The sequence below is a fragment of the Paenibacillus polygoni genome, assembly GCF_030263935.1.
GTDB lineage: Bacteria > Bacillota > Bacilli > Paenibacillales > Paenibacillaceae > Paenibacillus > Paenibacillus polygoni.
On the sequence record NZ_CP127162.1, the window covers coordinates 3,857,723 to 3,877,303 of the forward strand.

Sequence of the window (19,581 nt, forward strand, 5' to 3'; positions counted from 1 at the left end):
TTCGCCATTCTACCGATTTTTAATTGGAACTTTTCTTCATATTATCCTTTTATTCCCGTAGTCGCAATCCCTTCTACGAAGTACTTTTGCAGGAACATAAAGAGAATCGTTGCCGGAAAGATAGATACTAGTGACATTGCGAGTAATTGTCCCCACTCCTGCGCAGATTGCGAATCATTAATCATTCGAAGTGCAAGACCTACCGTATACTTATCAACCGTATTTAGGTAAAGAAGATGCCCCAGGAAATCATCCCAATTCCAGAGGAAGCAGAAGATCATTACCGTGATGATTGCAGGCAGGGTAAGCGGAACAACCACCCTCCAGTAAATACCGAACCATGAGCATCCATCTATTTTGGCGGATTCATCTAATTCTCTTGGAATACCGCGTATGAATTGAATTAATAAAAAGACGAAAAAGGTACCGCCCGCTCCGCCAGCAAGCATGTGAGGAACAATGAACGGCAAGTACGTATTCACCCAGCCGAGCTGATAAAACAGGGCATACTGCGGAATAATTAACACCTGACCCGGCATCATGAGCGTAAGCATCAGGATAGAGAACCAGAAACCTTTGAGCGGAAAGTCAAGTCTTGCAAATCCGAAGGCTACTAGCGTACAAGACACCAGGGTGGTGGCAATAACCGCAATTTCAAGTCCAAACGTATTCAGATAAAAATCGGTAAACGTATGTCCGGGAATAGAATTCCATCCCTCCACAAAATTGCTCCATTTCGGAACGGCCGGAAAAATCCCCGGAGAGGTCAGTTCTGTGCTGTCTTTGAGCGATGCTCCAATCCACCAGAGAACAGGATAGATCATGACGAAGCTAAAAAGTATCATAAACATATGACGAGCTAATGGCTTCCAACTTCTTGTCATTTCCGCTTCCCCCTTCCTGATTCTGTCTCATAGAAGACCCAATACTTCGATGAATAAGAAATGAGCAGTGTTGCGATTACAATCATAACAAGCATGATCCATGCTAGAGCGGAAGCATACCCCAGCTCATAACGACTGAATGCCCTCTCATATAAATATAAGGCGTACACGTAAGTGGAGTTCATGGGTCCTCCGTTCGTAATAACAAAGGCTGAAGTGAACATCTGGAAGGCACCAATGACACCCATAATTAAATTGAAATAAATGATCGGTGAAAGCATGGGCAACGTAATTTTGAAAAATTGAACTATTTTGTTCGCCCCATCAACTGAAGAAGCTTCGTACAAATCAGTAGGAATCTGTTTTAACCCTGCGAGAAAAATAACCATCGTAGAACCAAACTGCCAGACAGTCAGCAGAATCAAGGTACCTAGCGCTGTATCCGGACTTGTTATCCAGCCTTTTCCTTCAAAACCGAAGACCCCGATAATCTTGTTAAAAATGCCGTCAACACCAAAAATGTTACGCCAGAGCAGCGATACCCCGATACTGCCGCCGATAAGCGAAGGGAAATAAATAGCTGTGCGGTAAAAGCCAATTCCTTTGATCTCCTTGCTGAGAATCATGGCGACAAACAGGGCAGCAAGGAGTTTCAAAGGTACGGAAGCTAGAACATACATAAAGGTTACTTTTACGGAATTAATGAATTTCGGATCCGATGTAAAAATACGATCATAATTTTGAACCCCAATCCATTCGATTGGCTGCATCAAGGTATAGTTGGTAAACGAGTAATACAGCGATAAGAATAACGGATATGCTGTCAGCGCAAGAAATCCAATCAGCCAAGGAGAAATAAATAAATAACCTGTAAGCGAATCATTCCATTTGTTTTGAAAGAACGGTCTTTTTTTACTTTTAACGACAGTTTCAGCAGACGCAGCAGTCGTACGATTCATCCGTGTTCACCTCTTGGATCTCATAATGGTATGCATCAAGTATACATTTGGTATAAAGTGTGCTAAATGAGAGCAATCCTCGAATTCTTTCAAAATTTAACGATATAAAAAAGGACGGAACCTACCGCTTCCCATTCTGCCGTAATATGTAAGAAATTTCGCTCCAATACCTTCATCATTAAAAAAGCCTAGGACACCATTGTCCCAGGCTTCTTCCTTCCTTATTTTTCGTAAGATTGTGCAGCTTCCTTCAGCTGCTCAAAGGCTTGTTCCGGTGTGACTTTCTCAAACATAAGCTGGTCACGGACGAGTACCCAATCTTTGTCAATAAAGTTGGTCCAACCTCCTGCCCCGGCTGACCATTTCTGGCCATCCGGCTCTGTAGCGCGGAGAAGCCCTAAGCCAACCTTATCCAATTCGCTCATGTTCGCTTCGAGGGAAGTCGCAATATCTTTATTAGCCGGCAGTCCGCGGAACGTTTGCAATAGATCGGCCGCTTCCTGGCTGTTTACGAACCAGTCGATAAACTTCTTAGCTTCCACAGCGTACTTAGAATTCTCTGTAACAGCAAGGAACATGGACGGCTTCAGCCATCCGCCTGCTTCTTCAGCACGCGGCATGGTTACAAGGGCATAAGCACCTGGTTTGATGCTGTCCCACGTTCCCAGATTATTAGAAAAGCTATAACGCATCAATACTTTGCCTGAGGCCATTAAGTCCATTTGCGGATCATTTTCTTTATCTGATGCATTGACGTCGGCAGGCGGAACTAATCCTTCCTTACGCAGTTCATCAAATTTCTTCGTCCATTCCAGGAAGGTAGCTTGGTCCACATTAAAATGTCCATCATCTGTAATCACTTGGCCTTTTCCTTTAGCATATTGGTAGGCTGAGTATACAAAGTAGTTACCGCCATAGTCTAACGTAAAGTACTGACCCTTTGGCAGTTTTGTTTTCGATTCCTTAGCCAAAGAGAAGAATTGATCCCAAGTCCACCCATTCTCTGGATTTGCGACTCCAAGCTTATCCATAGCCGCCTTGTCATATACCATTCCAAATGCTACTGAACCCAGCGGTACAGCATATTGCTTGCCGTCAAGTTGACCGCCTGACAGAAGTTTTTCGTCAAATTTGCTAACATCCACTTCAGGTGATAAATCAATTAATTGATTACGAGACATCCAGTCCGGCATCCAGCCCGGATCTAGCTGAACAATATCTGGTGCGTTTTTCGCTGCAGCCTGTGTTGACAGTTTATCCAAATACCCGTCCATTCCGGAATACTCCGGTTCGAATGTAACATTTGGATTGTTTTTGGTGTACAAATCCAGCGCAGCCAAAGTAGCTTCATGACGCGGCTGAGAGCCCCACCACATGATGCGAAGCTTGACTGGATCAGTGCTTGACGCTGTTTGTTCCGATGACGTATTGTTGGCAGGTTTTACAGTGGAATCCGCATTGTTCTTTGTGTCTCCGTTTCCGCTGCATGCAGCTAAGATTCCTATAGAAGCTGTAATTGCTAAAATCGAAAGAGAACGCTTCCACTTAAACATCTTTAACCCTCCCGTTTTCTCTAAATTATCATTCTTACAGCGTATCGTAGCACTAAATAATCGCGGTTTATATGAGAGTAATGCACGATTTATTATAAAATGTCACCGAAATCATTTAAAATGAACGAGCATTATCAAAGCCTTCTCATTTCCCAGACTCTAATACAAGAACCGCTGCAGTAACTTCCTTTGCCTTTTCATAACACAAAAAATAACCTGTAGGATTAAGACGTTCCTATCGCCCCCTACAGGTTATTCCCTACATTTTTTAGTTACTGCTTCGACTTATAAAATTCATGATACAGTTTCATGAGTGCCCTTTTCTCAATACGAGAAACATAGGACCGCGAAATACCAAGCTCCTTCGCAATCTCTCGTTGTGTCCGTTCTTCTCCGCCGGTTACCAGACCAAACCTGCCCACTACCACTTCTTTCTCCCGATCATCGAGAATATCTAGGTTCTGATAGATTTTGCTCTTCTCTATTTTAAGCTGAACCTTATCCATTACCTCATCGGCTTCGGTACCGAGGATATCTATAAGGGTAATTTCATTACCTTCCTTGTCAGTTCCTATCGGATCATGTAGAGAAACATCTTTTCTTGTCTTCTTCAAGGAGCGGAGATGCATCAGTATCTCGTTCTCTATACAGCGTGCAGCAAAAGTCGCCAGTTTCGTCCCTTTTCCTTGCTGGAAACTCTCAATGGCCTTGATGAGTCCAATCGTTCCAATCGAGATCAGGTCTTCTTGATCTTCACCAGTGTTATCAAATTTCTTCACAATATGTGCAACCAGCCGTAAATTATGTTCAATAAGTAAATTACGTGAACGGGCATCGCCTTCGGCCATTTGCTTTAAATGCTTTGCTTCGTCTTTCTCAGACAAAGGCTGAGGAAATGCATTATTTTTTACATAAGACACCAGCAAGGAAAGCTCTTTAATAAATAGTGCAATCGCCGTAAATAATCCAGGCACGGGTGACACCTCCTACAATTTTCGGGACAGTTCTTGGTTTGTCGTCTAATCATTGTATGTAGGCATACACCTATTCGTGCCTGTACGGCGGAAATAGCTAATTACCGAAAATTTTAAAATATCATTTCAGCAATCCTTATTGTTCAAAACGGAACCAGCCAAAATCAAAATTGCTTCCTGGCAAGAAGATAAAGGTAACTTTCTTAAGCCCTGTAACTTTCTCCAGCTCAAACCCACGTTCCACGTATCCTTCGGACTCTAAAAATTCGATAAGTTGATTGTTTGAACCCTCCTCATCCTCGAAGCGAACATGGATGGTATTCTTATCAATTAGCGATCTTCCATGAATAACGAGCTTTGAAACTCCTTCTGCTCCAAAATCCATCTGTTCGAACGTAAGGGATACGTTATTTCCGATCCCTTCCACTCCCTGTTCAGCTAAGGTAAAGGTATCTCCGTAAATACGATCACAATCTGCCGCCTTATTTAGCTCAAAGGCCCGGTTCTTTTTCTCAAATGAGAATCCCTTGATATGCACTTTTTTCTGCAAAACAAAGCAAAGAGAAGTAACCCCAACAAGTCTTCTTGATAGTTGATACGTTTCCGCTTGATAGACATTCCACTGCGATTTTTTCTGATAGATTACATCAGCCAGCAGTTCACTGCCTTTTTCACCCGGCATCCCTTCCCATATCTGCATTTCATAAGGATCATCATCCAGCGCAAAGATTGGAATTGTGATCAGGTCAGATCCATAGGCGCCGAAATCAATATTACGATAGCAGACCTCCGTCTCTCCATCTCGGCTTGTCGCTACACCGCGTTCATTTCCATTGCCGACTTCCCCTTTCACTTCATCGTGAAGCCCTCCAAAAATAAAGCTGTACGGATCTTTAAAAGCAGTACCCAAACCTGTTGCAGTAAATTCCAACTGGGATATTATTCTGATCTTATCCGAGCCATTCTTACTCATACAGCGGACTCGAAAGCTTCCATCCCCGAGTGCCGTAATCTTCGCTTCTTGGCCAAAGGATTCAATTCGGGCTAGACTAGACTCAATCCCTGCATCATTCACCACACTCCAAATTACATCTTTATACGATGTGTCCGCAGGGAATAAATTAGCTTGCACCGTCATCTCTTTTGTCGATTCATCAAACTGTTGCCCAGAAGGACTCAGCAGTTCAATTTTGCGAAGAGGAATTTCATCTACCATTCCAAGATTAGGCTGCAGCTCTTTGTTTTGGGTACTTGCAGAAATGCCATCTAATATGCTCTCATCTGCCGGCAGAGATGTAATTTCGATCTTTTGGCTTTCTAACCCTTTTGATGAAACTTCCACCTTGATCGTACCTGGCTCTAGCGTTGTTCCAATAATCGCCATCAGTTTACCGCTGAACAATCTTCGGGTTGTACCCTTGTATGGATCGTAATCTGTACTGTCCCCATTGTCTAAGCCTAGTAAGCGCCCGGCTCCTGTAACCTGTACATGTACACGGCTATTCGCATTCTCTACCGGATACCCATGCTCATCTTCCATCAAAATCTCGATGTAAACGACATCGGTTCCATTTGCTGTAACCGTATTCTGATCCGGCTTCAAACCGATTTTACTCGCATCACCAAAGGATCTTCTCACATCGACCGCAATCACTTGATCTGACTCATCATAAGCAATCGCTTTCAGTTCTCCCGCTTCATAAGGGATTTTCCACCAGCCTACCAGCTGATCTCCGTGCTCATGGTCAATTTCATAGGTTCCTACCGTTTCCCCATTGAGCTGAAGTTCAATCTTTGGTGCATTCGAGCAGACACGAACATCAATGATTTGACCCGGGTTAAAATCCCAATAGGGGAAAATATGAATCATGGGCTTCTTCTTATAATCCGTCCATGCAGCTTGGTAGATATAATAAGCGTCTTTCTTAAAGTTAGCCGTATCGATTTGTCCGAAATACGAATTTTTTGTATGATACGGTGTCGGCTCACCAATATAATCAAACCCTGTCCAAATAAACTGTCCCAGCGAGAAAGGCGCATCTCTTTCAGCGATAATGCATGCTTCTGCCGACTTTGCTCCCCAGCTCGTCGTGCTGTTCCCGAGTGCTGAACACTGCTCATCGTCATCATCCAGAATGGATTGTTCGAATGGGAAATGATAGATCCCCCTGCTTTGGACAACCGATGCGGTCTCACTGCCGTAGATGATCCAGTCCGGATGCTCTTCGTGATGCTTATGATAATATTTTTCTGCATAATTATAGCCGGCTAACTTCACGATATCTGCACATTTCTGTGCGTTTTCCCATGGCATATAATTTGAGCCGATCGTCACTTTGGCATTGCCTTTGTAATCATGAAGTTGGACTTCTTCCATCAGCATCTTCGTTACTTCTTGTCCTCTCTTATCTGCATGCGTATCATAAATTTCATTGCCGATACTCCACATCAGCAGGCTTGGACGATTACGATCCCGCATGACCCAGCTTTTCACATCAATCGGTGCCCATTCCTTGAAAAAACGTGCATAGTCATAGGTCGTCTTGGGTCGTTCCCACATATCGAAACCTTCCGAGACAATCAGCATTCCCATCTCATCGGCTAAATCCATAAACTCTACTGCAGGCATATTGTGTGCTGTCCGAATGGCATTAACACCCATATCCTTCAAAATTTCAAATCGTCTTCGCAGTGCCGTTACATGAAACGCTGCCCCTAATGCGCCCAAATCATGGTGCTCGCATACCCCATTCAGCTTCATCTTCTCGCCATTTAACTTCAACCCTTGCTGAGGGTCCATGACTAGTGTTCGAAATCCGATGTTCTGAGTGATGCTTTCAATAACCTTCCATTCCTTCTCCGCTACATCACCTGGCAAGAGACATAATAATTCGGTTCTCAGCTGATACAAATGCGGTTCATCTGTGCTCCATAGCAAAGGATTTTCGGTATAGAGAACTTGACTTACTTTTGAAACCGCTTCACTCTTTTCAGGAATTACCTCTACACCATTCGTAATCATTTGGTCTTTGTACAGCAATGTATGTAATAGCTGAGTTTCCCCTGCGCTATGTAGATCAGTGTCAATTTCAATACTCCATTTATGCCCTTCTTGATTCGTGTGTATATACACTCCATTTGTCTCGATATAACTGCTTTCTCTTGTCTTAAGCCATACATTGCGATACATGCCCGCTCCCGAATACCAACGGCTGTTAGGACTTTGATGCACGACTTTCACGAGAATCTCATTCTCCCCTTCAATGAGCGCGTCGGTGATCTCAAATTCAAAGGAGGAGTAGCCATATTTCCATTCTCCCACATACGTATCATTCACATAAATAGTAGAGTCCATATAAACGCCATCAAAGCAGATTAGCGTATGTTTCTCTTTCTTCGATATCGTAAAGCGCTTACGATACCATCCAATACTATTTTCATATAAATCTAATGTGTTATAAATCAACCAGTCATGAGGGATATCTACCGGTTCAAAATCAAGCTCTGTTATAGCCGTTGTTTCTAAATCACTCTTACAAAACTCCCAGCTATCGTTAAACAATTTCTTATGATTCACTGTGCATATCTCCCTTTCTTCCACCCTATAATGTGTTCTCGATTAATGCCGAACTAATCAATAACAAGAATTCGTGGAGATGTGGCAGCGATTACTCTTGAGGAAGCCCACGAACCTATTCCTACCGCAATGAAGGTAACAGCCGCAAAAGAAAGAACTCCTCCCCAGTGCAAAATCAAAGGAAGCTCCGCAATCCCATAATCCGATAGAATCGTCCCAAGCAAGCTCGGAAGTAAATAAACACCCAGTAAAATACCAATGATGACTCCCGCAGCAGAAAGAACGATCAGCCCTATCGAAATCGATAATCGAAGATCCTGTGAAGATAATCCAATCGATTTATAAATACCGTAGGTTTTGCTTTCTTTTCGAATGGTCATTCGACTGATACTGTATATGATGATAATCGTTACTCCGGTGAACAACAACCCCATCATGCTCATCGGCAGAAGCAAAGAGGCTACCGCTTGTTTAAATGTGGCATCTAATAACGTCTGCATCGTTGCTGCTAACAACGAATTTCTATGCTTTTCATTTATTTCATTGTAGCCTAAACTCGACTTCTTCCGAATATATTGAGGTTCTGAAGAATTTGCTTCGCCATCATAACCTATATACCCATTCCATCTAGAAAAAGGATGAAAAAACAAAAAGCATACCCTTCACAGCCTTTACGCTGTTCAGAATATGCTTTATTAACCATGTCGTTACTTAAACGACAATTAGATGTGTTCTTTGCAGAACGTTTCAAGCACGGCCAATTCATCTTCTTCAAGATCAAAGTCAAGATATTTTTCGGTTACATTTTCATACAATTCGTACTTAATAATTCCATCTTTAGGCTCGTCCGCTCTATAAATAACGCGAATGTAAACCCCATTCTCAGAGTACAACTCATCATCTTCCTCTGGATCAATTACGATTTGGAACTCATATCTAGACCCTTCTACAATACCAAAGGGGTCGTTAATTTCTTGTACCTCAAATTCTGTAATTGTTAACATATAATTTTATGTCACCCTTTCTGCCTGTCTTAAAAGATTCATTATAACTGATCTTATGTACTCATACTATCCCTCGGAACCCTTCTTTAAAACGGAAAGCTTGGTATTTGCATAAAACTACAGTCTTTTTCGACATTTTCCGATATACTTTACATAGCAATCCATAGGAGCAGGAGGAGAAAGAACCAATGGCTATCTACCAGTATAGGATGATTTTAAGACAGAATTGCCTTGGGAGAAACAGGGGTGTCTACTTGTGACTGACATTGAACTCACAAAAAAAAGAAATAACCGCTTGGTTTTTGTCCTTGCAGCAGTTAGCACAGTAAACGAAATGCTTAGTTTTACAATTGGGATCTCACTCCAATTTATACTTCTAGTAATGGGTACCATATTTCTCATTATTGTGCCTATGACACTTCTATCGAATCATCCAAAATTCACTCGGACTGTTCCTTACATAAAATACTTTATTACCCTCATTAGTGGTGTTGCTTTATTTTTATTAATCAAGGTCGATCCTCATATGATCAATATTATGACGATGTATTTTTATGTGGCCATCATGGGCATCTACCAGGATCGAGTGATTAATGCACTCACCCTGCTCATTACCTTGTCGATCTTATGTTTCTATTTTTTTACTCAAGGAGAAAATATATTTCATTCCACAGATGTTCAGGACCTTCTTTTCTATATCATAACTTTTACTTTGGTATCTGTCGTAAATCTGATGTATGCGCAGTTTAATAACACGTTACAGCAGGAAAAAGAACAAGAAAAACAAAGAGCATTAGAAGCCAAAAGCGCAATGGAAACGATGCTGACTAAAATTACAGAATCCGTTCAGGCTGCGAATCAGTATCAGAATGACTTACAGGTTGCCACAAATGAAACCAATCAACGATCGATTGAGATTGTATCTTCCATCGAAAACATCATTGAATCGTTTGAAATGCAGAACAAACAATCTTTGCTGCTAGCTAATCAGTTCAATCAGGTTAATGAGCAGATTAACAATCTATTAATACCCACCCTTTTACCACATCAACAAAGCTCTTCTTCCTCAGCTACAACCATAGATTTAACAGTAACTGCACCTGTAGAAGTGGCTCTTTGTGAGATGAAATCCATGTTACAGGATCTTGGAGCGGCAACAGAAATAACAGTAGATATGACCGAATACAATAAAGGAAGTCTACATGATGTACTCCATCTGGTCTCAATTCAACAGCAGGAAATCCACTCTCTATCTGAAAGTTTTGCCAAACTTGAAAAACAGCTTAGCCGGATGAACCGGAGAAGCCAACTATAATTGAACACAGGCATTCCATTTTGGAATGTCTTTTTGCTACCATTTATAACGATCTATAATCATATTGGCCACATTTTCAGCATCGACCTGAGTGTTATTAATCCGCATATAATTTTACTCCGAAAACTCTCCTTCTAGCGAATTATGGCGGTACTGTTTCATCGTGTCCAGTAAATCCTGCTTTGAAAAGTGATGTCCCGCTTGGTTGGTTTATGTTCAAGTCGATTCGGTGTTTGGTTGCGTCTCAGCCGTTCCTCCGTATCTGCCTCTAGTTCAACATAATATATGGATGCCCCCTGCGAGGTGAAAATACTACTAAATCTTCTCCACGTAGTCTCGATCCTCAGGAAGGTCTAAAGCCCATACAAACGTAAAGATGAGACCCGCAAGATCACTTTTTGCTGCCTCTTCAAAAATCTCTTTTCGAAACAAGTTCACCAGCCGTTTCCCCGCGGGACTACTACAGCTAAAAAAATTAGAAACCAAATCAATCGTCATATGATTATGAAAAAGCTTCATTCCTGTCTTACGGGCTAATTCCTGCCCTACCGTCATTTTACCAACGGCCTGCGGACCAAAGATGATCACGAATTTCATTGGTTATCCCTTCTAAATTATATCCATATTATTCCTATTATTTATGGATTATGGTAAGGTTCAAGTAATGAAATTGCCACTTCATCTGTGAAAAATAATGTTTTAGTAGGAGGTAAACAGATATGTTCTCGAAAAAAGAACCAAAAGATAAAGAAGCCCAAAAACAAGAAAAGCATCAGCCAGAATCGCATCAAAGCCCAAGCGTATATTTGGTTAACGATGCCATTGAAGACTTCGCTAAACGTGGAGGTTTTGATGATCTGGCAGGAATGGGAAAACCTCTAAAGGTTCCAGAGGGGGATGCACTGTCCGGTGTTCTAAAGAACGCAAATTACCTCCCTCCCTGGGTTGAGCTTAGAAAAGAAATTGCAGAAGAAATGAAACTCCTCATTCATAAAATGAATCATATTAACCCAGGGGAAGTAGAGATCGAGATTGAACTACTTAATGAAAAGATTAAAAACTATAATAAAAAAGTACCAAATCCTGTTCTACAAAAAGGATTTGTATCCGAGCAAACACTTGAAATCAAATATGAAAATCACTGGCGATAATATAGTTCATCCCATTGCCATCATAAAAACGGCTGTGCTGAATTAAACTCAGCCATATAAAAACTGCACCTCCAATGTTAGTTGATATCTAACATTGGGGGTGCAGTTCAAACTCAGCAGTTTAACCTATTCCGCTTATTCCATTATCATAACGTTACTTTTTCTTAATCATCACCGTTCTAGAATTCGTAAAAGCAGCAAGTCCTGATTTACCGTGTTCTACGCCAATCCCAGACTCTTTATGGCCGCCAAAAGGGAAGTCAGGCTGCATGACTTGAGATTCATTAATCCAGACTGTTCCTGTTTCTAGGCGTGAAGCCACATCATACGCCAGCTCCAAATCTTTGCCCCAGACAGAACCGGCAAGACCATACTTCGTATGATTAGCACGCTGTACCGCTTCATCCATATCTTTATATTTTAAAAGCGGTACAATGGGGCCAAACGGCTCTTCCTGAACGAGCCGAGAATCTTCTGGTGGATTATCTACAATTGTAACAGGAATATAATATCCTTTACCTGCAGGAATTTCTCCTTCATAAGCAATCCGGGCTCCGCTGTCTTTTGTCTCTTTAATGAGTTCCTTCACCTTGTCATACTGCATTTTGTTCTGCAACGGACCTAGACCCGTCTTCGGATCAGAAGGATCTCCTACCTGAATCGTCTTCGCATAAGTGATCATTTCTTCCAGCACTTCATCATACATCTTTTCATGAATATAAAGTCGTTTTGCATCCACACATACTTGTCCTGTATTCGCAAAAGCTGCCCAGAATAACCCTTCAACCACTTGCTTCGGATCTGCATCAGGCAGTACAATCGCGGCATCATTCCCGCCTAGCTCAAGGGTTGTTCGTTTTAGATTGTCTGATGCACTCTTCATTACTTTTTTCCCTGTTGCCGTTGACCCTGTGAAAGAGATTTTATCCATTCCTTCATGCGCTGTCATCCAAGGACCTAGATCGTCACCACCCGAGATCACATTCAGTACTCCTTTAGGGAATAAATCCTTAGCGAGTTCTGCCATACGAAGGGTAGAAAGCGGTGTATTAGGAGATGGTTTAACAACGAGTGTATTCCCGGTAAGGAGTGCCGGTGCAATTTTCCAAGCCGCCAAATTCATAGGATAATTCCATGGAACAATAGCCCCTACTACACCAAGAGGAACATACTGCAGTACCACCTTATGTACTTCGGAATCCTCCAAGATCTCTTCCTCTAGACGCTGCGAAGCGATTGCCCGGTACCACCGAATCGAGTCTTCCATCTCAGCCTGGCTTGCCTGAAGCGGCTTCCCATTCTCATTCATAAGCAGTTCTGTTAGTTCTTCTTTGTTCTTCTCTATTACATCCGCTAGTTTCATCAGCAGTTCTGCACGTTCCTCCGTTGGTCTGCTCGACCAAGCAGGGAAGGCTTCCCTGGCTGCTGCAACCGCTTTATCTAAATCCTCACGTGAGGCATCAGGAACTTCAGCGATGACCTCTTCATTGGAAGGATTAATTACGGGAATCGTTTTTTTCGTCTGAACATACTCGCCGTCAATTAACATGCCCATAGGTTTGTTTAATGTAATCGTTTTCATTTTTGGTTCCTCCGTTTCGCATTTACAGTTCCCACACCGGAACTGTTTTAAAGATGAGATATAAGTATTGATTCTTCAATATAATTATTTCACTTGATTTATGTTATGCAGAATAAACTGCTTCACATCTGGCATACCAGCAAAGGTCTTGATGCTGTAAGTAATTTCTACAGACGTCTCAGCATCCCAAGCTTCCACTTTCTCCATGATGCCTTCCTTCAGTTGAAAACAGATAGCTTCCCCATTTACTTCAATTTCCGCAGTATGTGGATCCGCAAGACCGGTGTAAATTGCTTTAGCTTCTATTTTATTAGATTCACTTGTTTTGATCTCGGTTTTATTTTGAGTCGTCTCTGAAGTTGTTTCATATATAATCGGCTTTTCAGGGGAGTCTGCTGTACTGAGCTCTGCAGCCGCCGCCTGTTCTGCGTTAAAAGTAGCCACAGCTAACATCAAAATACTTCCCGTTAACAACGTCGAATGATGTTTTCGTCTTTTCATAAGTTTATCCTCCCAATCCTGAGTTAAGCTTACTTTTCATTACACGGAAAATGATGGGTTCAATCATATCACGTAAAGAGGGGGTGCATTTCAAGTTTGTTTTTTTGCTTTTCGGCTTTGTTTTTTATCGGTATAATATGAAAGGTTGCAGGTGATTTTTAATATACATCTAGAGACAATACATACATTGGATTGGGAGAAGAAGAAATGCAAAGTGAACGACGGTCATTTAGTAAGTATGAACTGCTTTATATTATTGGCATTGTTGCCATATCGTTTTCCTCTATTTTTGTAAAATGGTCTGAGGCGGAAGTATCTGTCGTTGCCATGTATCGGCTTTTTTTAACAAATCTATTGATGACTCCACTGCTCTATAAGTACCGCCATGACATCTTTCGATTAAGCAAAAAAGATTGGCTGACACTTGGTATCTCCGGCATCATGCTTGGACTCCACTTTTTATTATGGATGAGCTCCTTACGGCTGACTACTGTAGCCAGTTCTACGGTCATTCTGACACTTGAACCGATTCTTGTAATGCTGGGTTCCATGTGGATTTTCGCTGCCAAACCCAATCGTATGATGCTCATAGGCATGGGAATGGCTGTAGCCGGTTCCGTCATTATTGGAGCGGGTGATTTCCAGGTATCTGGGCATGCACTCAAAGGTGATTTTCTCTCTTTGCTTGGCACGATTGCGGTAGCCATACATATGATTATTGGGCAATATGCGCGAAAGAACATCAGTGCTTTTGTCTATAATTTCTGGGTGTTCCTATTCGCAGGTTCTTCCCTGGCCGTGTATAACGCGGGAAACCAGATTCCTTTTACAGGATACGATGCTCGCGAATGGGGAATCTTCCTTCTTCTTGCGATTGTACCTACTTTGCTCGGTCACTACCTGTTTAATTGGCTGCTAAAAGTAATGAATGCAACCACTGTATCCATGTCTGTACTTGGAGAACCGGTGATTGCATCTCTTCTCGCTTGGGTACTGCTTGGAGAAGCGCTGACCATCCTGCAGCTTATCGCGGGAGTAATTATACTTGCCGGGGTATGGTTTTTTCTTCGGTATGGTAGTGAACCTCTTGATGCAGAGACTATACCCCTGGTAGAAGCAGTAGATCCCTTGAATACGATAAGTCCCATTCCTCAAACCAAAGGATAACGCGTAAGCGCGTAAGAATATGAAGTAGAAGTCATCAAAAAGGAGGAAGCTCAAATGAACTCAATCGTAAGTATGAGATGGGTCCTGGCAAGAATGTATGAGCCAGATCTCTTTATCGCAGACTGCCGTTTTTCTCTGGCAGAGCCTGAAGCAGGAAGAACGGCTTTTCAGCAAGACCATATCCCTGGAGCGGTTTATTTTGATCTTGAGCACAGTCTGTCCTCTCCGCTGCAAGATCAGGGACACGGGGGACGTCATCCTTTTCCGGATATCGAAAGCCTTGCGCAGCTATTGCGAAAATCAGGCGTAAGTAACGAGACACGTATTGTTGTGTACGATGATCAGGGCGGTGCGATGGCTTCCCGTCTATGGTGGCTGCTGCGCTATATGGGCCACGAAGAAGTATACCTGATGGATGAAGGATACAGTGCCTGGAAAGCAGCGGGATTTCCGGTTACGGCAGAGGTGCCGGTTCGTATACCTGCTTCTTTTACACCTCGTCTTCAGCAGCATCTACTCGCAAGCTTGGAAGAAGTTCGAGAAGCTTCTAAGCAAGGATCTTCCTTACTCATTGATTCTCGTGAACATGCACGTTATTTAGGACTTGAAGAACCGATTGATCATACAGCAGGACATATTCCAGGTGCGATCAACTTATTTTGGAAAGACAATCTCAACTCGGACGGTACATGGAAATCCCACGATGCACTTGCAGATCGCTTCCACCACCTGCCGAAAGATCAGGAGATCATTGTATACTGCGGTTCAGGTGTCACGGCTTGTCCTAATGTGTTAGCTCTTCGCGCAGCGGGATTTGATAAAGTGAAACTATATGCAGGAAGCTGGAGCGACTGGATCTCCTATCCGGAGAATCCGGTGGCGACTGGAGACGAGTAAAACGAAAAGAATCCGTACTCATCGCGGATTCTTTTTGTTTTTTTATTTATATAAATCCACCCATCATTACAGTGAGCGAATACAGTAAGCGGATATTTACTTAGGGATTGTTTTACTTTTTCTTCTTCGGTTAATTACAACTTACAACCATGTATATATCGAAGGAGGTTACATAATGTGGGCTGCACTCTTGTGGGGCGGATTTTCAGCTTCCGCTGTTTTGTTGGGCGCGCTGGCCGCCTTATTTATGTCTATTCCTAAAAAAATTACCGGATTTATTATGGCTTTTGGTACCGGTACTCTCATCGGTGCAGCAGCATTTGAACTTTTAGATGAATCACTAAATAGCGGCGGAATTAAAGCAACAGCTTTAGGCTTTGCTGCGGGCTCTATCGTTTACACTGCCTTTGACCTTTATATATCTAACAAAGGCGGAGCCAACCGTAAACGATCGAGCAACAATAAAAAAGATTCAAAAGAAGAGAATCAGAGCGGCCTCGGCATTTTTGCACAGGAACTGTAATGGATGCTATACCGGAATCGATCATGCTGGGAGCTAGTCTTCTGGCAGGTAAAGGAGTCAGTATTGTGCTTGTTGTTTCCATCTTTGTAAGTAACATTCCCGAAGGACTCTCCAGTACCATTGGACTCAAAAAAAACGGTTATTCCAAAGCGAAAATCGCTCTTATGTGGGCTTGTGTATTACTCATTTCTGCCCTGGCTGCAATGGGCGGATATCTTTTTCTCGAACAACTGTCAGGTGAAATGAAGGCAGCAATCGGAGCTTTTGCCGGAGGAGGCATTATTTCGATGATCTGTTCAACCATGATGCCTGAAGCGTTTGAGGAAGGCGGACCTTTGGTCGGATTCATCGCTTCGATGGGACTTCTTGCTTCGCTGCTTCTAGATATTTGGTCTTGAGGAATCTGCAGGGTCAAACTGGATTATCGGTCGGCTATCAAATCTCCATAAAAACGAAAGAACCCACACTTTGTAAGGGTTCTTTTTCACTTTTAGTGCTATGAATTCATATGGACCGTGTAACAAGGATGTCTCCAACTCGTTATTCTGTACTTTTTTGTTCTTCTATAACATTAGCTACCGTAAGTGGCCCATGATGAGCATCGAAGAAATCGATCACCACATCCTCTAGATCACCCCGGGTTGTCTCTGTAGAAAGCGTAAACTCCAACTGACGAAACTGATACCCCTCGTCTACTGCATCCTTTTCGTAGGAAGCTATGCCCGTAGTGTAATAACCTTCACTCGCGCTTGTCGTATAGGTGGCTGTTCCCTCATCTTCCGCTGCTGCGGCTGACTGATTCCATTCGGTGAATGACAATGGCTCATATACGGTAAACCCTTTCTCATCAGCCCACTTCGCTTGATCTGGAAAATACGTACCTATTTTAGTAATCGCACAGCCCTGACAAGACCCAGCCGTGTCGCTATAACGAAGCGTTTGTTCTTTATTACTTGGATCGGTCAACGTTACCCCATAAGAACCATTCGCTCCAACGATCGCGGAAGCTTCCCAACCGATGGGCGCAAGCAGCAGATATCCAGAAGCCATGTCAGAACGATAGACAAGTACTGCTTGCAGTTCATCCTTCATCTCAGGTGGAATCTTATAACTTACAGCAGTTGGCGTAAGAATCTGAAAAGGTTCTGACTGAGTACCATCATCTATACTGAGATCCGCTTTTGTTATTTGTAACGGGAGCTCTACTTCTTCACCATGGGTACCCCGGAACATAATGCCTTTTTCTGTAGAAGCGTTCAGATCAACTTCATAGTTCTCTGTTACCTGATGTGGAGGGGTTATTTGTGTTAGAGGCTGCTGACGATCTGTATTCCCCCAGGTACTGTAGATTATATAAATAGTACCAGCTAGTATAAGAAGCATAACAGCGGATATTATCCATTTTTTAAAACCTAACTTTTTCATCGTTCTTTTACCTCCTCTATGCCAGTATCTTTACTGAATAGACTAGTTTATAACGGTAAAAGTTTCATACTCAGCTTGAAATTCCATTATTTTTTGGAATCTTTGATAGATCGACATTACATCATTCAAAACAATGGTGTCATACATCGTTTGTGTATGTCTCTCATGGTTTGTAAGCCTGATCCTCGCAATCAGATGGTCTAACTCTACCTCACTAGAATCCTTAATTTTATCGACTTCTTCTAAAATAATCTTCACCGTATCCTGATTTATTTTTTTCCTTTGTACGCGTAAGAAAAGCTCGTAAATCGAATGATTAACCAATCTCATGTTCTCTAAAAAACGGTTCGCATCTTTTAACTCTCTCGTTTCATTGTTCAGAAGAATCCGATCTTCCATCAATGTCGAGATCGCAAATAGATGATGAATACTGTGAATATTGGTTGGATTGGGATTTTTAATAAAGTCATAAAACTCCTCTATAAGAAACCTAGACGTATCTTTGTACATTTGAACTAGGTCCTTTGTGCCTTTTTCAATGCTATGAGGAAGAATCAACCGATTCGCAAGCATCCCTATGCCAATACCCAGTATGACGTATAAAATTCGTTCGTATGTCACGACACCCATGCCACTCACTAGTGCAGCAGTTCCCAGTGCCGGAACTGTTGCTGTGAGAATAATCGTACGATATGCGACTGCAAAACTATTCAAATATCCAAACAGCAGGATGATCAGTGCATGGCTGGATGGACTATCAAATATACTGAACAACACAAAGAAGATAATAGCTCCCATTATCGTTCCTTTGAGCCGTTCAGTAAATCTAAACTTCGCAATTTCAGCATAAGGCTGCGTTACAGAGAAGATCGTAAACATCATCCATCTTCCCTGCTCAAGTGCAAAGTAATCTGTAATAAAAGCCGCGATCGTAACCGAAATGCTCAAACGAACAGCATAAGTAAATCGCACCGAATTTTTATTGAAATTGGCCATATGAAGATACGATTTTTTAAATAATCTTGGGATACCTTCCAATTTTTCGACTTTTCGTAGTTCCTGTTTCTCCGTATCTTGTAATTCCTCAAGCAGCTCATAAATCATTTCAAAAGTAAGAAATAATTCCGCAGCGGATTCGCGGTTAGCTGTTTCTTCCTCCTGTGTTAAGAATTGAAGCTTCTCTCCATCAAGTGGCTCTTTTCGAATAAAATGAACTACATTTCTTAATTCTGCCGTCAGCGCCTGAATAAACTCATCATTATGATAAGGTCCATCATATTGATCTAGCAACAGGTGCAATTTTTCGAGACAGGCCGAAATTTTGAGATAGATTCTACCTTCGTTTGATACATAATAGCCATCGACTGTGCGATGGTAAATCATCTTCCGTATCTCTTTAATGGTTTTTTCAATCGAATGATTGAAATGTAGAGTATCTTTTTGTAATTCAATCGCTTCTAACTTCTGAATCCATTGTTCCAAGATCAAAGCCAGGAGTTCACTGCCTATTTTTCCCATTTTATTTTTATTAACTATGAATTGAACTGCCATGATCATGACAGCACCGAATATCAGAGCCATAATACGAAGCGGCAATGTTTCAAAGGGTACAGGTGTCGTCAAGATAAAAAGATATTGTAAACCGAACGCAATCGTCAAAGGCTTCATTAGATTGAATGAAAAGAAATAGCCGACGATAAACATCGATACAAAGTTTAGAGGGATTGCGATCCACATGTGAATAGCCGATAAGTACCCAAATATCCCTTGCAGTAAATTAACAGCGAGTAAAAGAAAAAAGTTTTTCCAAGGGTTAGCGGTTAAATCTCTTTCCAAATACATAAGAGTGGCGATAACAATGGTTACACCTATAAGCGTATTATCCGTACTAAAGATAGAATTAAACGTAAAAATAAACAAAAGAATACAAATAAAAAGGGTTGTCTTTGTAAGTATTAGTTTTTTCATAAATAATATAGTTCACTAATAATTGAAGGTTTATTCCATCTATATTTGAACTAGATTAGACTGAACACTAGTCAAAAACACGGACCGACTTCATCCCTCTC

At 41.9% G+C, this 19,581-nt stretch carries 15 protein-coding genes and 2 pseudogenes; 5 read left to right on the forward strand and 12 right to left on the reverse strand.

The features are described from left to right. Positions 1–41: 41 nt before the first annotated feature. The 7 genes from QPK24_RS18460 to QPK24_RS18490 form a co-directional block, all read right to left on the reverse strand. Complete coding sequence (locus QPK24_RS18460; RefSeq protein WP_285743653.1) at positions 42–884, reverse strand: carbohydrate ABC transporter permease; 843 nt, start codon at positions 882–884, stop codon at positions 42–44. After that, the gene (locus QPK24_RS18465; RefSeq protein WP_285743655.1) at positions 881–1,843 is read right to left on the reverse strand and encodes a carbohydrate ABC transporter permease; all 963 of its coding nucleotides are present in this window, start codon (positions 1,841–1,843) and stop codon (positions 881–883) included. The genes QPK24_RS18460 and QPK24_RS18465 overlap by 4 nt, the downstream gene beginning before the upstream one ends. 221 nt (positions 1,844–2,064) lie before the next feature. Beyond that, on the reverse strand, positions 2,065–3,396 hold the full coding sequence (locus QPK24_RS18470) for an ABC transporter substrate-binding protein (RefSeq protein ID WP_285743657.1): 1,332 nt from the start codon (positions 3,394–3,396) through the stop codon (positions 2,065–2,067). Positions 3,397–3,668: 272 nt separating this feature from the next. Further along, on the reverse strand, positions 3,669–4,370 hold the full coding sequence (gene sigK, locus QPK24_RS18475) for an RNA polymerase sporulation sigma factor SigK (RefSeq protein WP_285743659.1): 702 nt from the start codon (positions 4,368–4,370) through the stop codon (positions 3,669–3,671). A 136-nt stretch (positions 4,371–4,506) separates the two neighbouring features. Further along, positions 4,507–7,947 (reverse strand): glycoside hydrolase family 2 TIM barrel-domain containing protein, encoded by a 3,441-nt coding sequence (locus tag QPK24_RS18480; protein WP_285743660.1) that lies wholly within the window; start codon positions 7,945–7,947, stop codon positions 4,507–4,509. Between the two features lie 53 nt (positions 7,948–8,000). After that, a complete protein-coding gene (locus tag QPK24_RS18485) occupies positions 8,001–8,597 on the reverse strand; it encodes an FtsX-like permease family protein (protein ID WP_285743662.1) in 597 nt (198 codons plus the stop codon). 72 nt (positions 8,598–8,669) lie between these two features. Next, positions 8,670–8,951, reverse strand: a complete 282-nt coding sequence (locus QPK24_RS18490; protein WP_285743664.1) for a DUF6509 family protein — start codon at positions 8,949–8,951, stop codon at positions 8,670–8,672. Positions 8,952–9,207: 256 nt separating this feature from the next. Here QPK24_RS18490 and QPK24_RS18495 point away from each other — a divergent pair, with 256 nt between their 5' ends. Then, positions 9,208–10,266, forward strand: coding sequence for a hypothetical protein (locus QPK24_RS18495; protein WP_285743666.1), 1,059 nt, complete (start codon positions 9,208–9,210; stop codon positions 10,264–10,266). Positions 10,267–10,302: 36 nt separating this feature from the next. Here the strand turns inward: QPK24_RS18495 and QPK24_RS18500 are convergent. Beyond that, a pseudogene (locus tag QPK24_RS18500) lies at positions 10,303–10,863 on the reverse strand (AAA family ATPase). Between the two features lie 122 nt (positions 10,864–10,985). On the opposite strand from QPK24_RS18500, the gene QPK24_RS18505 reads away from it, so the two are divergent. After that, positions 10,986–11,417 carry a DnaJ family domain-containing protein gene (locus QPK24_RS18505; protein ID WP_285743668.1) on the forward strand — a complete coding sequence of 144 codons (432 nt, stop codon included), beginning with the start codon at positions 10,986–10,988 and terminating at the stop codon, positions 11,415–11,417. A 154-nt stretch (positions 11,418–11,571) separates the two neighbouring features. On the opposite strand, the gene QPK24_RS18510 is transcribed toward QPK24_RS18505, so the two are convergent. Both QPK24_RS18510 and QPK24_RS18515 read right to left on the reverse strand, forming a co-directional pair. Then, entirely contained in the window at positions 11,572–12,999 is a 1,428-nt protein-coding gene (locus QPK24_RS18510) for an aldehyde dehydrogenase family protein (RefSeq protein ID WP_285743670.1), read from the reverse strand. 84 nt (positions 13,000–13,083) lie between these two features. Further along, a complete protein-coding gene (locus QPK24_RS18515) occupies positions 13,084–13,500 on the reverse strand; it encodes a hypothetical protein (RefSeq protein WP_285743672.1) in 417 nt (138 codons plus the stop codon). Between the two features lie 207 nt (positions 13,501–13,707). Between QPK24_RS18515 and QPK24_RS18520 the strand changes: the two genes are divergently transcribed. From QPK24_RS18520 to QPK24_RS18530, 3 genes and pseudogenes are all read left to right on the forward strand, one after another. Beyond that, positions 13,708–14,667, forward strand: coding sequence for a DMT family transporter (locus tag QPK24_RS18520; protein WP_285743674.1), 960 nt, complete (start codon positions 13,708–13,710; stop codon positions 14,665–14,667). A 54-nt stretch (positions 14,668–14,721) separates the two neighbouring features. Further along, positions 14,722–15,564: a sulfurtransferase gene (locus tag QPK24_RS18525; RefSeq protein WP_285743676.1), complete on the forward strand. Its 843-nt coding sequence runs from the start codon at positions 14,722–14,724 to the stop codon at positions 15,562–15,564. A gap of 175 nt (positions 15,565–15,739) precedes the next feature. Next, positions 15,740–16,485 (forward strand): annotated as a pseudogene (locus QPK24_RS18530) (ZIP family metal transporter). Between the two features lie 142 nt (positions 16,486–16,627). On the opposite strand, the gene QPK24_RS18535 reads toward QPK24_RS18530, so the two are convergent. Together QPK24_RS18535 and QPK24_RS18540 are read right to left on the reverse strand one after the other, a co-directional pair. Next, on the reverse strand, positions 16,628–17,512 hold the full coding sequence (locus QPK24_RS18535; RefSeq protein WP_285743679.1) for a DUF4850 domain-containing protein: 885 nt from the start codon (positions 17,510–17,512) through the stop codon (positions 16,628–16,630). A 42-nt stretch (positions 17,513–17,554) separates the two neighbouring features. Continuing rightward, the gene (locus QPK24_RS18540) at positions 17,555–19,480 is read right to left on the reverse strand and encodes an FUSC family protein (RefSeq protein ID WP_285743681.1); all 1,926 of its coding nucleotides are present in this window, start codon (positions 19,478–19,480) and stop codon (positions 17,555–17,557) included. Between the last annotated feature and the right edge of the window lie 101 nt (positions 19,481–19,581).